The organism is Aliinostoc sp. HNIBRCY26 (assembly GCF_050235535.1).
In the GTDB taxonomy this organism is placed as follows: domain Bacteria; phylum Cyanobacteriota; class Cyanobacteriia; order Cyanobacteriales; family Nostocaceae; genus Trichormus.
On sequence record NZ_CP189852.1, the window covers coordinates 58,388 to 74,065 of the forward strand.

Consider the following 15,678-nt stretch of genomic DNA (forward strand, 5'->3'; position numbering starts at 1 on the left):
CAGTTTGCAAATTTTATTACTTCTTGGGAGATAGCTTTGGAACGCACATTCTTAGCAATTAAGCCAGACGGCGTACAACGTGGACTAGTAGGCGAAATTATCCGTCGCTTTGAAACAAAAGGTTTTACCCTAGTTGGGTTGAAATTTTTGCAAGTCAGCCGGGAATTGGCTGAACAACACTATGATGTACACCGCGAAAGACCATTCTTTCCCAGCCTAGTTGAATTTATCACATCTGGCCCCGTAGTGGCGATGGTGTGGGAAGGTGATGGTGTGATTGCTGCTGCAAGAAAAATCATCGGTGCGACCAATCCCTTAACCGCAGAACCAGGAACAATTCGGGGTGATTTCGGCATTAACATCGGCCGTAACCTGATTCACGGTTCTGATGCACCAGAAACTGCTGTGCGCGAAGTTAGTCTGTGGTTTAAAGACGAAGAATTAGTCAACTGGCAACCTCATTTAACACCCTGGTTGCACGAGTAATTTCATAGGGAATGGGGCAGGGGGCTAATCAATTCAAAATTCAAAATTCAAAATTAAAGAATTTTGGGTATTGGGCATTGAAGTAAATTCTGCCTTCATTGTCTCCCCAGTCCCCAGTCCCCAGTCCCTCATTTCGTCACTTCACTTTTCTCTGGTTCTATTTCGGGTGTTTCTGTAACGGTGCGTTTGGAAAATCCCCAAGCTAAAATTAGGGCGATCGCGGTAATCATTAGCCACTCTGGTGGGACTAAATCGTCGTTGATGACTTTCAATAACAGGCGCAAACCCACTAAGGAGACGGTAATATATCCCGCGTCTTCTAAGTTTTCAAATTCATCTAACCAACGGATAAATAAACCAGCCATGAAGCGCAGGGTAATAATACCGATGGTAGTTCCGGTGAGGACTAGCCACTTTTCTTGAGATACGGCGATCGCGGTTGTCACGCTATCTAAAGAAAAGGCTAAGTCAGTGAAGGCGATTACTGGTATAGCTTGCCACAAGGAAGTGAAACGCGGCCCATGATGATGGTCGTTTTCTGACTCTGCGGAGGTAAAGTGTTGGAATACCAACCACAACAGATAGGCTGCACCCAGGAGTTCAAATTGCCAAAACTTTTGGACTTCCGTGGCAGTTAACAATAGGGTAATTCGCAGCACATAGGCGACAACTAAACCAATATTGAGTGCTTGACGTTCTAGTTTTTTGTTGTCTAGTCCTTGGGCTATGGCTGCAAGTGCGATCGCATTATCAGCAGAGAGGACTGCTTCTAAAAATACCAATATCAGTAGGACTATAGAAGCTTCTATGCTGAGATGAAAGTGCAGGGAGTCAAAAATTTGGTCTAGCATTCCAGGTTTCTCAAGCAGGGAAAATAAAAAATTAACAGGGATAGCGAATTTAATCTAAAAAGTGCAACAAATTGCTACTTTCATTCAGCTTAACCTGTAGGCGAACAATTCTGAAATGTTATACGTTATGCGATCGCTCCGATAGAGGATCATCATTAGCACATCCACTTAACTTATTCAGTCTTTATTACTCGACTGAATTTTCTGTGATTTCTGTGAACCTATACAGTGTTAATGACTACTTTTAACAATCAGAGGTAAACATTATCTGCATTTAAAATTCTAGATTTACCTAGAATCAAGATTCGTGTAAAATCATGCCAATGACAATGTAAATCATACTGAATATTAAGGAAATTCTCAATGGCTATTGGCAAAACTAGGTTGTATCAGAAACCTGTAATGGCTGGGTTAGGTGTGGTATTTGGGGCGTTGACTGTGGCGTTTCCTCAAGCTGTGCATTCTCAAACTCAAAGTATACCTGTAATTCGGATTTTAAGGGTAACTGCCAATGGCGGTACTACTTTCAAGTTACAAGAAAACTGGTTTCTTCAGTCTGGACAAATTCAGGACAATAGTAAAAAGTGTGGTGTCAGGACTGGGGATAAGTTTTTTGTTGCTACTATTAACGATAATCGCACTAGTCAGACGGAATTTAAGGACGGCAATCGCATAGAAAAACTTCGCGATTATTACACCGTCACCTTTGATAAAACTTTGGCTTGTAATCAGCAAGGACAAACATGGTATATTTTTAAGAAGCACGTCCAGCAATTACAAGCTGTGCCTGTCCGCTAGGGGATTTCCAACTTAAAAAATATACTATCACTGTGTAGGTAGAGGGCAGGGGGCAGGGAGCAGGGGAAAAAACGATGTCTGACTCAGAAATTGGATAATTTATTTTCTGGGAGTCGCTAAAAACTAATTTTTGCTGCTAATATAGTTCAACTTCTCACAGAATCTCTGTTAGCGTTTTTAACAAGCTGTCGGCTAAGTTAGATAGCTCTTCATCTGCTGTTTCGCCGATAGCTAAAATATTTTTGACAGTAGTTAATCTATCGCTAGTGGGAGTAATTCGCCACATTTCTTCTAAGTTAACCGCTAAATCAAACAGCGAGCGATCGCCTAAATAATTTCTTAACTGGACAGCAACAATATCATCACTGACTAGGAATTCTTTAATCTTGTCTAATACTGGATTAGCAAAGATTTCGTCATTTCCCCAAGTTTCTAGCCAGTCTCCATCTACATCATCAACGTAAAGATGGATAAAATTTAAACCATAACTTAGCCAGTCTTGCTGCATTGTTCTGGCTGTTGCTAAAGCTTCAGTAAATGTTTCCATCTGGTAATTATAATTATGAGTTTCTTTGTGGTTAGCCATGTTCAGCCATCATTGGCAAATTGATAAAATACGCAATTCGCAACAACAGTTAAGAGAATTTTAAATATTTGCCCTCAGCTAGAGAGTCACTGTTGTATAGAGTGATATTCACTAGTTGATTGATGAAATTCGCATTTTGAGGATTGTAACTTAGGAATAATCCTCTTTCTATTTCCCAAGACCGTAGCGTATTTTCCCATGCTTGGTGTTTCTGCCGATTTAGTTCTTCACTCACGCTGGTAATTTGAATACAGAGTGGCTGTTGTTGATGATTACTAACTATTAAATCCGTAGCCATAGAAAGATCAGCAATATAACGCTGCCAAACATTTCCATTGCGACTGGCAATTTGTTGCGCTATTGCTCTTATGATATCATCATCTTCTTGATTAAACTCTCCTGCCATTAATTTTTGTTTCCAAATGTAGAATTTTGCATCAGTCGCATTAATCCATTTGGGAAACAGATATCCGTACCAGTATCTTTCATTCGGTGTCATTTGTGCGAATTTAGCTGCTTTTTCTGCCTCTGACGGTAGAGATTGAATAATCAGCCAGATTGTCGAATCTGTAATCACTTCTAGCAAAAAAGCCAGCACTAACGGTTTAGCGGTTAAAGAACCAGGTTTAATATCTTTGACCCAGCGATTTATCTCATCTAATTTTTTCGCTAAATGAGTGTCTATCGATGCAGCCTGCTCGATGAGTGATTTTAATTTATCCTTAATCTCATTGGCAGGCAAGCGATCGCCTATCCTACTATAACCGTAGCTTTTTGCTGTCATGAGCCATGTTTCGACCAATTGATGTTACTCTGCACCCAACATTATTAATTATTATTTTATACTCGAAACTCAAGACAGAGTAGCTTTCAACACTAAGATAGCAGATAAAAACTGATACTAAATTTGGAATTGAGATTTGGGCTTGAATAGTCTTTGCTGTTTCATGCCTGAAAATCGACAATTTTGTGGTCAAGAGTCCTAAGTATAGCTGACTCCTGACCAAATAAAGCAGGGGTAGAAAGAAAAACTGTTCGCCCTGGAATTTACTCAAGCCCGTAGCTTTAGCTATGGAGAAGAGAAAAATATTTTTGCCAAGACTGCTTGCATTGAGGGTAAGGTGTGAATATTCAAACCCCTACTTTTGAGTATGGGGTTTACTCCCCCTGCTCCTCTTCTCCCCCTGCTTCCCCTGCTCTTTTCGCTGACTCCTATGAATCTAGCAGAGGGCGAGGTTAAGCCCCTCGTCGGAGTGCGGCTTCTACCTGCTGAAATTCTTGTTCTAAACGCTTTTTGAGTTTTTCTGGTACAGGTCTATTGGGGTAAGAACTGTAGTGACCAGCCAAAGAGTTGAGGGCTGTTCGCATAGTTGTAAAGGAACTCAGGCCTGAAACCGAGTTAACCCTTTGATAGCGAGCCGAAAAATCATTTATTTTTTGTCGTGCTTCTGCTTGAATTGCCGCTTTTTCTGGCGAATCAGGGGATACTTCTAAAGCTTGCTTGAGAACACTAACTACAGCCAAGGTATCTTGACGGTAATCCCCTGTTAAGCTATCTGGGCTACCACAGCCTACTAAGCCTATGGCAACAACCAAGACGAGAGCAAGCAGACGCGACCAATACCGCTTCATAAGCATTATTTAAAACTATACGTAAATCAACGTCCATCGTATCTTGGATTGGTATCTTGAAGATCAAGTTAGGTGTTGTGGGTAGGCGTTAAATGTAGCATTATCCTCAGTTTTGGGTGGAGAGGGTTTTAAGTAAAGAATTATTTTCACACCCATTTGGGATAGACAATATTGTGAAATCCAAAATCTAAAATCTAAAATCTAAAATCCAAAATTGGTATCACACGATCGCTAAACCAGACTGATTGATTTTTTGATATAAGGTGTCTCGTTGCTGGTATGGTCTACCCAAGGAAGCGATCGCAGTTTGTAGAGTGGTGACATCCATAAAAGTACCACCGACAGCACCCGCCATACTGGTGATGTGTTCTTCCATTAATGTGCCACCAATATCATTACAACCCCAAACTAAGGCTTCTGTTGCACCACTTAAGCCCAGTTTTACCCAACTGGGTTGATGGTTAGAAATCCAATTACCTAAGTAAATCCGCGCTACTGCACTTAAGTGTAAAGCATCAGCTAGGACTGGTTGATCACGTCCCACACGACGACGTAAGGATTTGGGGGCTTCTTGTCCCACAAAGGGTAAGAGAATAAATTCGGTGATTTTGGCAGGATATCCTTTTTGGACGGCGGTTTGTTGGAGCGATCGCAATTTTTCTAAATGTCCAATTTGTTGGGATGGTGTTTCAATATGTCCCGATAGCATGGTGCTGGTGGTGTGCAAGCCTAGTTTATGGGCTGTACTGACAATTTCTAACCAAGTAGCGGTGTCAATTTTTTCTGGACACAGGACACGCCGCACCTGATCATCTAAAACCTCTGCGGCTGTTCCGGGCATTGAATTTACCCCAGCATCTCGTAAAGCTGCGATCACTTCAGCATAGGTCAAGCCATCAATTCTGGCAATGAATTGCACTTCTTGTGGGGAAAAGGCGTGCAGATGAATTTGGGGAAACTCCTGCTTGATGGTTGCTACTAACTTCAGGTAGTAGGTGAGAGATTTCCCCTCAATTTGGGCTTCTGGGTTTAATCCTCCCTGCATACAGATTTCTGTCGCACCACGCCGCACCGCATCTTGGGATTTTTCGAGAATTTGCGTCCAATCTAACCAATAAGCACCTGCGTCCCCCGCATCCCGCCGGAATGCACAAAAACTACAGTGCTGCTCACAAATGTTAGTAAAGTTGATATTGCGATTAATTACGTAGGTAACAGTATCACCGACTTGCTGCTGGCGGAGTTGATCAGCCGTAGCACGAATAGCTGCGATCGCCCCAGGGTCAGTTTGTGTTACTAATAACACTCCTTCTGCTGGGGATAAATCATCCCCCATCAGAGAACGTCTAACAATAGCATCAATAGGATTTTTCTGCACAATCAATTAATAAAAATTCAGCTAAAACAGCTACAACAACAATTCTACAATTATTATTTGTAAGTTTAATTTTACTAGAAAATCACACAACTTTCATAGTTTCGGAAAATTTACACTGATTAAATATCACCAGGCAATATTTCTCCTCTGCCTCACGACAATGATCACCCGCTTTTTTCTGATCAATCAAATTGTTTATCATCATCCTTTGGGTGTTCAGGCGTTGCAAGTTGTAGAAGAATTATCGCCGCGATCGCGGTTAGCAGATGCCGAGAATATTTTTCTAGTATAGAGAATCATTTATTCAGTTATTTTTCCTTAGTCTACTTTACTTTTTTATTTATTAGTGGTGCTATCTTTACCGCATTGTTTGTCATTGGTTTACATATCAATATTTATCTGGGAATTAAATATTTTGATCCTAGTAAAAATACAGAAACTTTAACTCTGCTGAATTTTTTACGCAAAGATATTAATGAAGTGATTGCTGTGGCTTATTTATATGTTAGCCAAATTTTGGAGCCTTGTTTAATCAAAAAATATTCTTCTTAACTAAATAGCTTTTATCACCATAGAAAAATTGTATTTACCTATAAGTAAATATCCCCTTGTGAAAATAGTCAGAGAGTCATTAAATTGTCAAAGAATGCCAAATTTATGTAATTAGAATGACAATTAAATATCAGTAAATATATGGATTTAGGTTTGCCATTGATTAACTCGAAGAAGCTGGTTTCTGTGGAAAAACTAGCTTTAGCGGCGATCGCGATCGCTATACTGTTGAGAATAGTAAATTTAGGTAGTCGAGAGTTTTGGTACGACGAAGTTCTCTCATTACTGCTTTCTAATGGAAACAAAGGTGGCTATAGCACACCCAGAGACTTACCAGTTCTGTTAGCCGATTATACCTCTTTACTAAAGCTACCTTTGGAATCGAATCTGAGTGATCTGATTTCCACCATCAAAAAGCTGATTTTGAATTTACTCAATGGAGAACCTCACCCACCGATATTTTTTCTGAGTCAACATTTATGGTTGCGTCTTTTTGGTAACGGCGAAGCCGCGATGCGGAGTTTGAATGTACTATTTAGTATTGCAGCGATTTTTAGTAGTTACAGCTTAGGTAAAGTTCTCCTCAACCACCGTAGCGGCTTATTACTTGCAGCCTTTATCGCCGTTAACCCCTTTTATCTATTTCATTCTCTTAACGTGAGAATGTATGCGCCTTTGGTGTTGTGGACTTCACTCAGTGCAGTTGCACTGATACATATAATTAATCATCAGCCAACAGAGCCATCTACCAAAAATCTACAGCATCGGTTATTCTTGGATATTCTCTTCATTACAGCCGTGGCAGCTGGGTTACTCACATTTTATTTATATGCTTATTGGGTAATTACTCTGGCAATTTTAGTAATTTATCTTGATCGAAAACATTGGTGGCAACATGGCTTACGTTTAGCTACTGCGGTTATGGTCACTATACCTTGGTTTCTCTGGGGTGGAATTAGACAACTCCGCAATGCTGACTTGAATCGGTTTACGGCTCAACAAGGAATCATCACCGCATTTTTCAACCATCTACAAGATTTCTTTTACACCCTCGGCACTAATATATTGGTAGGTGATTGGGTAACACGTTTACCAGTGATCAGCGTTGCCGCTTTTGGGGTGTTAGTGGTAGTTTTTATGCTCATCTGTAGTTTGCATCTGTGGCATAAAAATGAACAGCAAAATTTGTTTACATCTGTAATTTTAGGTATCTCCCCTTTATTACTAAGTTTAGCTGTAGATATTATTACTAAAAAGAATACCTTGGGTTTTGGTTGGGGCAGAACAACGATTATTATTCTACCTGGATGTTTACTATTATTTGTTGTGTGGCTAGAACGAGCAGTATCCCAGCAAAAACGCACCATTATAGCTGCTAGTTTATTAATATTGTACCTGGGAATTGGCATTAGTGATTTTAGTTTGAGACAACGTACCGTATTCCATCAAATTGCCAATGTAGTTACCCAAGAAAACAATCACTCAACACTAATTGCGATGAATTCTAAAGCTTGGGGTCATGTGATGCGCCTAGCTTATTATATTCCTCCACAACTGCCTGTGATGCTATTAGCGGAAAGTCCGAATAAATTAGCAGATTCCTTAGCCAACGTATTAAACGATGAAAAAAATCAATATCAACGAGTTATTTGGTTAGACAGTGCCGATCCTGTTTGGTCTAGGTTAAAAACAGCCGCAGAAATCCAGACAGCACAGCAGAATATTCAGCAAGTTTTATCGCCGAAATTTAATCTCCAACAAACTCAAAATCTCAGAGGGACAATGGACATAGACGATTTTACTCTCAAGCTTTACACCCACTCTCACAATCAATGAAAGAAAATAAGGAACAGGAAAAGAAGTAACATAGTTGTACTGAGTTCTTTTCTCCAAATCAAATATGATTCCTATAGGAATCAGCTTTGATTCCTGAAATTATTTGCGTATGGAGGGAACAGGGAACAGGGAACAGGGAACAGGGAACAGGGAAAAGGAAAGAAGGAAAGAAGAAATCAAAGTGTACTGAGTTCTGTTCAAAAATCAAATAGGAATCCTATATATGAACTCAAATTAAGTAAAAAGCTGGCACAATCACCATGATTGATTTTCAGTTTTGGCTGATTTTACTAACCTTGTGCATAATATACTTAAAGGTAATGTGCTGATGTTCAGTTTCAAAAGCTACATAGATCACGAATTCACATCTGTTGATACGGAAAAGCATCAGTTTGTAAACTCTATTGTATTATTTTTAATCTAGTTTATGAATGTCAACTCATCCAGCACGTTATTAGCAGTTCCCACTGGCCCTTTACAGATTTCTGATTTACCACCTATTAATGAGGGAGAAATTGCATCAGATATTGGCTTTTCGTTGGTAATTCCCACTTACAAAGAACGGGACAATATTCACAGTGTCGTACAAATTTTGACTCAGACATTAAATGAATATATTCCTGAAGACTACGAATTAATTGTTGTCGATGATGATAGTCCTGATTTGACGTGGGAAGTGGCGCAATTATTAACCAAGGAATATCCACAATTGCGGGTGATGCGGCGACAAGGGGAAAGGGGATTATCCTCAGCCGTGATTCGGGGTTGGCAAGTTGCTAGGGGTCAAGTTTTAGGTGTGATTGACGGAGATTTGCAGCATCCACCAGAAGTATTGACACAACTATTGTCGCAAATTTCCCAGGGAGCAGATATGGCAGTCGCTAGCCGTCATGTGGATGGGGGCGGTGTGAGTAGTTGGAGTGCTATTAGACGTTTCTTATCTCGTGGCGCGCAGATATTAGGTTTAATTATCTTACCAGGAGTCTTGGGGAGAGTTTCTGACCCGATGAGTGGTTATTTTATGGTCAGACGTAGCAGCATTGCTGGGGCGACACTCAACCCTGTAGGTTATAAAATTCTGCTAGAAGTAATTGGACGGGGTAATATCCAAAAGATTGCGGAAGTTGGCTATGTATTCTGTGAGCGCAAAGAAGGTGAAAGCAAGGTAACGTGGAAGCAATATGTTGAATATATTCACCATTTAATCCGATTACGTTTATCCACAGGTCGCCTGAAACGCATTAATCAGCTAGCAGCAAATTTTCCTATGGGGCGATTTTTGCGGTTTGGCTTGGTGGGCTTAAGTGGGGTGTTTGTCGATATGGCGATGCTGTATTTACTCAGTGATCCTTCTACCTTGGGCTTACCGTTGACTCGCAGTAAAATTATCGCTGGAGAAATTGCCATTTTTAATAATTTCTTGTGGAATGATGCTTGGACATTTGCGGATGTCTCCATGAGACAGCAACAATGGCATCAACGGTTAAAAAGATTTTTAAAATTCAACGCGATTTGCTTGGCGGGGTTAATGTTGAACGTTTTAGTATTAAATGTGGTGTTTAATTTCTTAATTCGCAATCGCTATATTGCTAACCTGATTGCGATCGTGATCGCCACCATCTGGAATTTCTGGGTAAACTTAAAACTCAGCTGGCGAGTTACTGACGTAAAATAATCAGCGAACTTAAATCAACGATGGAAGTCTAAGATATACAAATTGACACAAAAATTTATAGATGCGTTTGTATAACTGGCACTCTACCATGACATCTCGTTGGTTTCATCCTCTGATGTTACTTTTGTGGTTCATCATCGGCCTGGGCTTACGTTTAACCAATCTTACAGCCAAGCCCCCTTGGACTGATGAATTTTCCACATTGGTGTTTAGCTTAGGGAATAGTTTTCTAGGAGTACCTCTAGATCAAGCGATCGCTCCTGAGATATTATTGCAACCACTGCAACCACACGCCGCAGCCAGTCTCAATGATGTCTGGAAACACCTCAGCCACGAAACTAACCACCCCCCGATTTACTTTGCTTTATCCCATCTGTGGATGCAGTTATTTCCCACACAACAGGGTTTAGTATCTTTGTGGGGGGCGCGATCTTTAGCGGCGATTTTCGGGGCTATTTCGATTCCGGCGATGTATATCTTCGGTTGGATTGTTTTTCGTTCCCGAATTGTAGCTCATTTAGCGGCGGCGATGATGGCTGTCTCACCATACGCGATTTTTTTGGCACAAGAAGCCCGTCACTATACTCTAGCCATCTTGTGGGTGATTGCTTCCCTCACCTGCTTTGTGATTACTACACGCCACATCCAAAACCAAACACAGCTACCCATTCCCTTAGCGTTGTCATGGATAATTATTAATGCTTTGGGTATCGCCACCCATTATTTCTTTGTGCTGACTCTGTTTACAGAAGGCTTAGTATTAATAGTTTTAGCTGGGCGCAAAATTCATAATAGCCCCAAAATATTCCCCAAAGTATTTTTATCTCCCCCTTGGCGGCGCATCTATGCTGTGATTTTAGGTACGTTTATCACTGGTATAGTTTGGCTACCAGTCTTTTTACAGAATAGCTATGGTGATAAATTAACAGACTGGATACAGCAACCCCGTGTAGGATTTGCCTGGATAAGTCCATTTTTTCAAGCTTTTGCTGCTTGGGTAACAATGTTGTACTTGTTACCAGTAGAATCGCCACAGTTATGGATTGTGATTGCTTCCGGTTTAGTGATGCTCATCTTTATAATTTGGGCTGCACCGATTTTCGCCAGGGCATTGAAAGTACAATTACAGACACCAGAAACGCAATTAGAAACACGGGTGTTAATTGGATTAGTGATAGGTGCGATCGCCCTATTTTTTGTATTTACCTATTTCCTGGGCATAGACTTAACTAGAGGTGCGCGTTATAACTTTGTCTACTTCCCGGCTGTTATCGTTTTGCTAGGGGCGAATTTAGCTGTCATTTGGCAAAATTTCCAGCAGAAAAAAGCCGTGATATTAATTTGGATGATGGGATTTTTGAGTGCAATTACAGTTATCTGCAATCTGGGATATCAAAAATACTATCGCCCTGATTTATTTGTGAGATTAATTCAACAAACATCTCAAGTTCCCGTACTCATTGCTACTACCCAAATTACTCACGTTCAAATCGGGGAAATGATGGGTATAGCTAGGGAATTCAGAATCAAAAATGTGACAAATCCTGCACCATTATTTTTGTTAGCTCATCAAGATAAAGATGTCAATTTAGCTACTAGAACTCTAGAAAATACCCTCAATCAATTACCACATTTCTTTGATTTATGGCTGGTAAATTTCCATGCTCCTATTGACGAAGCTGTAAAAAATTGCACAGAGCATAGTCAGTCTTTACCAGCGATTAACGGTTATGAGTACAAAGTTTACCAGTGCAAAATTAGTCCTACTTTGGATTTTGAATTTTAGTGGCTGCTTAATCACATGGAAATGAGATTTTAGGACTCTTGATTAGGAAGTAATTTCAGAATTTTGGGAAGAATTCTGAACAATTGTTTTTTGATGGCGATAATCGTTGACACTCAGGAGTTTCCAACTAGAATTTTCTACAAGTTCTAGAACCCATTGATGATGATCAAGTAGACTTTCTCTATGGCCAACACTAATAAATGTTGTTTTCGCCTCTTGTAACTGTTGATATAAATTCCCTTCATTATTCAAATCCAAAGCACTAGTTGCTTCATCTAAGATAGTAAAACTAGGATGAGTCACTAATAGGCGTGCAAAAGCCAGGCGTTGTTGTTCTCCTAGTGATAATATGTTTTCCCAAGGAAGCTCAGTATCAAAACTATCAATGCGACTGAGCAAGTTTTGCAGGTTCACTTTTTGCAATATTTCTTTGAGTTCTGCATCGGTCATCTGACGATTTCTATTAGGATAAAGCAACTGTTCGCGCAAAGTTCCTAAAATAATGTAAGGTCGTTGGGGTAAAAACAGCAGGTCTTTTAGGGAAGGTCGCACTAAACGGCCAGTTCCGGCATTCCACAAACCGGCGATCGCACGCAATAGTGAACTTTTACCGCGACCACTAGGGCCGACAATCAATAAACCTTCTCCTGGTTGAACCGACAATGATAAGTCTTCAACAATTACCTGTTCATAGTTAGGCGTTTGTAAGGTAAGATCCTCAAAAGCCAGACGATTTTCTTCTATGGTTTTAATAGTGCTGACATTCTCTGGTTGTTTGGTAACAACTTCTAAAGCATCAGAGAAATAAGCTAAACGCTCAACATAACTCGAAAATCTTCCAGAAGTTCCAAATTCATCAATTAATGTTGCCAAACCATTAGCAAACATACTACAAGCTATAACCGCTTGGTTAACTTGTCCAAAATCAATTTCACCTCGAATATAGGCAGGCGCAAATATTAAAAACGGAAACAATTGGATTACAGATCGATATCCTCTATTAAAAATGTCTTTATTTTTTTCCCAATCAATTTTGCTTTCAGAATTTTTTAAGAGATTATTAAATCTGCGCTCAATTATATTTAATTCTTGGCTTTCTCCTTGGAAAAAAGCTATAGATTCAGCATGATTCCGAACATGAGTAAGGCTGTAGTTGTAGCTTGCTTTAGATTCAAGTTCCTCTTGGGTAATCTTATCTAATGCTTGACTCAAAAAAACAGCAATTAGATTACCTATAAGAGTATAAGTAAGTAGAATAGCTACTGCTAGTTTGGAAATTGACCACAGAATTATTAAAAAAGTTGTCATTTCCAGGATTTTTTCCAACAAAGTAGCAGAAAAATTGAGAGCAGTCCTGGCAATAGGTTCGATTTCTTGAGATAGACGTTGGTCTGGGTTATCGATATCGGAGCTAAAATTGATTTTATAATAAGCACGATTGCTAAAATATTTTTCTAAAATCTGTTTGTTCAGCCATTGATACCAATCAAGGGCAATTTTTTTTCTGACGAATTTAGAAAATCCTGTTAACAGGGTGATTAAGAGCAGCCCAAAGGCGTACAGTGCTAACGTTTGAAAAAATTTAGTAACATCTTTATCTTGAACAATAACATCGACTAAATAGCGATCAACGAAGCTATTAAATGCTGTTACGCTCACCAGCCCAATGATTAATAAAATGAGGAGAAAGAGCATCCCCCAGCCTTTAATCACATCTGAAAATGCTCTTATACCTGACTCTGTTGGAAACCAGTAGGGGGCGGCGATCGCTTTTACAGATTCCCAAAATTGAGTAAAATTAGCTAGGAAAGCGGTATTTTTTGAAGATTGATTATAAATAACTTGATTTTGCATATTAGACATCTTGCAAAAATAATTTTTTAGTATTATAAATTATTGTAAAACTTTGTTTTCTGTTTCATCAGTTATAGATATAAAATCAGGAAAATACATCATTAATATTGATATATATTTGAACAAATTTATTATCTCACAAAACAATTTTGCTATATTTCTCAAACAGAAATACAGCAAAACTATTTGATAATAATGCCAAGCCATTGTTTTTGTTTTGAGGTAAAAAGTGGCTCTTCCGTAGGTGTTATACTAAAGTCAAAAAACCCGGTGTTTCAGGCATTTACAACTTAGATTTTTTCCCCAAATCTAAAACGTCAAGATTAAAAGCTTTTTTTCTTGCCCAGCAAGGTATATGAGCTAATTAATAGACGTTTTTATCATAACAGGTAATGAAGAACCAAATTATGAATTCCAAACTTCAGGATTGACAATGTAAGGCGGCTTCTCGCCCTGAAGCACTTGCAGTATTTGATTAGCTGCGGAAAGTGCAGCAGCCATACCAGCTTCAGGTGTAACTCCAGCTAGATGAGGTGAGAAAATTACATTGTCAAACTCATATAAAGGATTATCAATAGCTGGAGGTTCTGGTTCAAACACATCGATAGCAGATCCTGCTATCAATTTTTCGCGTATAGCTGTAATTAAATCTTCTTGGCGAACTATCTTCCCACGAGATGTATTGATTAAAAAAGCAGTGGGCTTCATTTTCTTAAAAGCTTCTAGAGCAAACATTTCACAAGTCTCATCAGTTAGCTCAGGATGCAAAGATACAAAGTCAGATTCAGTAAGTAGGTAGTCTAAATCTTGTACTAAAGTTGCACTGACGGCTTCTGCTTTACTGCTGGGGACATAAGGATCGTATGCTAAAACTCTCATCTGCAATGCTGTACTACAAATTTTCGCAACAGCACTACCAATCCTTCCCAAACCAACAATCCCAAGGGTTTTTCCTTCGACTTGAATTGGTTGTACCTGATTACGAATTAAGTAGTTTCCTGCTTTGACACATTCATTGAGAAAAGTTAGTTTTTTAGCAAGTGCTAAAATCATGGAAATCGTGTGTTCTGTTACAGCAGTTGTTGACAAGCCAGGATTATTAACTACGACAATTCCCCGTTTTGTTGCAGCAGCAATATCAATTGCATCAGTTCCGAATCCAGAGGTACTAATAACTTTTAAATTTTTTGCTAATCCAATTGCTTGGGCATCTAATTTGGTAGGATAACGGACAAATACGCCAGATACATCTTGAATAGCTTCATGGATTTGATGCTGTGTTGGTTCTTTGATAATCTCGATGTTAGTGTATTCTGCGAGCAGTTGTTCACCTGTCTCATCATACATTTTCCCAATTAACAGAACTTTATGATTTTTAGTCTTAGTTGGGGAAGTTTGGGGGAAAATAGCTGTCATGGTAATTAACCTTAATTTGTTTGATATAACGATGTTTTGGACTCAATATTTGATGAATGAAATTGCTGAGATAACTTCATTGTTGTTGTCAGCAAATCAGAATTAGATGAGGATAAATCTAATAACTGAAAAAAGTTCTCGGCAATAGTAGTTAAAGGGTCAATCGCTTTCATAGAATCAATGCTATTAAGCTTGAGATATTTGGCGAGAATATGAAATTCTGTACAACCAGAAATAAAGGAACGAGTATTATATTTATCTAACAGTTTTTGGACATCTTCAAGAATTATTATGGGGTTGTGTCCTCGTTTTAATACTTTAAAAATCATCTCGTGAATTAAATGATGATCTTTTTCATCTGGAGAAATAATCAGATTCGCAGCAGTACAGCCTTGCTCAAACAATTTCTTCTTGTAAGTCCCTGAACCTGCAAGTAAAAGCGCAGGTTCGTTATGTGCCTGTAGTTGTTGATCAGCAATTTTAATTAAAGAAATTACTTTATTAGTCTGATGTTCTGGGAGATGAGCCAAAGCATAATGAGCAGTACAACAACCAATCACTATGCGGTCTACTAATTGATTGAGTTTTTCTAAATGTATTTGCACAAAATCAATGAATTCTCTTTCATTTCCGCTATGCACTGAAGTCGTGCGATCTGGTGCAGCAGGAAGTGAGAAAACAATAACGTTGGGTGCTTCTTGTTCGTTGTCGATATACTGGTTATATTCATAAATAGTTTTGAGAAATTCAACAGTAACGACAGGCCCCATTCCGCCTAAAACTCCTAACACTGGTAGTTTTTGATTCATAATTTTTCTCCAAATTTGC

At 39.1% G+C, this 15,678-nt stretch carries 14 protein-coding genes; 6 read left to right on the forward strand and 8 right to left on the reverse strand.

Going from position 1 to position 15,678, the window contains the following annotated elements; translation table 11 throughout:
• Positions 1 to 36: 36 nt before the first annotated feature.
• A complete protein-coding gene (gene ndk, locus ACQFX9_RS00330) occupies positions 37 to 486 on the forward strand; it encodes a nucleoside-diphosphate kinase (RefSeq protein WP_427160199.1) in 450 nt (149 codons plus the stop codon).
• 128 nt (positions 487 to 614) lie between these two features.
• On the opposite strand, the gene ACQFX9_RS00335 is transcribed toward ndk, so the two are convergent.
• Entirely contained in the window at positions 615 to 1,337 is a 723-nt protein-coding gene (locus tag ACQFX9_RS00335) for a TerC family protein (protein ID WP_427160200.1), read from the reverse strand.
• Positions 1,338 to 1,700: 363 nt separating this feature from the next.
• Here ACQFX9_RS00335 and ACQFX9_RS00340 point away from each other — a divergent pair, with 363 nt between their 5' ends.
• The gene (locus ACQFX9_RS00340; RefSeq protein WP_427160201.1) at positions 1,701 to 2,135 is read left to right on the forward strand and encodes a hypothetical protein; all 435 of its coding nucleotides are present in this window, start codon (positions 1,701 to 1,703) and stop codon (positions 2,133 to 2,135) included.
• A gap of 154 nt (positions 2,136 to 2,289) precedes the next feature.
• Here ACQFX9_RS00340 and ACQFX9_RS00345 read toward each other — a convergent pair whose 3' ends face one another.
• From ACQFX9_RS00345 to cofH, 4 genes are all read right to left on the reverse strand, one after another.
• The gene (locus tag ACQFX9_RS00345; RefSeq protein ID WP_427160202.1) at positions 2,290 to 2,721 is read right to left on the reverse strand and encodes a hypothetical protein; all 432 of its coding nucleotides are present in this window, start codon (positions 2,719 to 2,721) and stop codon (positions 2,290 to 2,292) included.
• Between the two features lie 49 nt (positions 2,722 to 2,770).
• Positions 2,771 to 3,463, reverse strand: a complete 693-nt coding sequence (locus tag ACQFX9_RS00350) for a hypothetical protein (RefSeq protein WP_427163040.1) — start codon at positions 3,461 to 3,463, stop codon at positions 2,771 to 2,773.
• A 494-nt stretch (positions 3,464 to 3,957) separates the two neighbouring features.
• A complete protein-coding gene (psb27, locus tag ACQFX9_RS00355; RefSeq protein ID WP_427160203.1) occupies positions 3,958 to 4,359 on the reverse strand; it encodes a photosystem II protein Psb27 in 402 nt (133 codons plus the stop codon).
• A 214-nt stretch (positions 4,360 to 4,573) separates the two neighbouring features.
• Complete coding sequence (gene cofH / locus ACQFX9_RS00360) at positions 4,574 to 5,689, reverse strand: 7,8-didemethyl-8-hydroxy-5-deazariboflavin synthase subunit CofH (RefSeq protein ID WP_427163041.1); 1,116 nt, start codon at positions 5,687 to 5,689, stop codon at positions 4,574 to 4,576.
• A gap of 202 nt (positions 5,690 to 5,891) precedes the next feature.
• Between cofH and ACQFX9_RS00365 the strand changes: the two genes are divergently transcribed.
• From ACQFX9_RS00365 to ACQFX9_RS00380, 4 genes are all read left to right on the forward strand, one after another.
• On the forward strand, positions 5,892 to 6,023 hold the full coding sequence (locus ACQFX9_RS00365; protein ID WP_427160204.1) for a hypothetical protein: 132 nt from the start codon (positions 5,892 to 5,894) through the stop codon (positions 6,021 to 6,023).
• 401 nt (positions 6,024 to 6,424) lie between these two features.
• Positions 6,425 to 8,119: a glycosyltransferase family 39 protein gene (locus ACQFX9_RS00370; protein ID WP_427160205.1), complete on the forward strand. Its 1,695-nt coding sequence runs from the start codon at positions 6,425 to 6,427 to the stop codon at positions 8,117 to 8,119.
• Positions 8,120 to 8,546: 427 nt separating this feature from the next.
• Entirely contained in the window at positions 8,547 to 9,794 is a 1,248-nt protein-coding gene (locus tag ACQFX9_RS00375) for a glycosyltransferase (RefSeq protein WP_427160206.1), read from the forward strand.
• Between the two features lie 88 nt (positions 9,795 to 9,882).
• On the forward strand, positions 9,883 to 11,580 hold the full coding sequence (locus tag ACQFX9_RS00380) for a glycosyltransferase family 39 protein (protein WP_427160207.1): 1,698 nt from the start codon (positions 9,883 to 9,885) through the stop codon (positions 11,578 to 11,580).
• 42 nt (positions 11,581 to 11,622) lie between these two features.
• Here ACQFX9_RS00380 and ACQFX9_RS00385 read toward each other — a convergent pair whose 3' ends face one another.
• The 3 genes from ACQFX9_RS00385 to ACQFX9_RS00395 all read right to left on the reverse strand — a co-directional run bounded on the left by ACQFX9_RS00385 (position 11,623) and on the right by ACQFX9_RS00395 (position 15,659).
• Positions 11,623 to 13,434, reverse strand: a complete 1,812-nt coding sequence (locus ACQFX9_RS00385; protein ID WP_427163042.1) for an ABC transporter ATP-binding protein/permease — start codon at positions 13,432 to 13,434, stop codon at positions 11,623 to 11,625.
• A 405-nt stretch (positions 13,435 to 13,839) separates the two neighbouring features.
• Positions 13,840 to 14,850 (reverse strand): hydroxyacid dehydrogenase, encoded by a 1,011-nt coding sequence (locus ACQFX9_RS00390; protein WP_427160208.1) that lies wholly within the window; start codon positions 14,848 to 14,850, stop codon positions 13,840 to 13,842.
• Between the two features lie 11 nt (positions 14,851 to 14,861).
• The gene (locus ACQFX9_RS00395) at positions 14,862 to 15,659 is read right to left on the reverse strand and encodes an aspartate/glutamate racemase family protein (RefSeq protein ID WP_427160209.1); all 798 of its coding nucleotides are present in this window, start codon (positions 15,657 to 15,659) and stop codon (positions 14,862 to 14,864) included.
• Between the last annotated feature and the right edge of the window lie 19 nt (positions 15,660 to 15,678).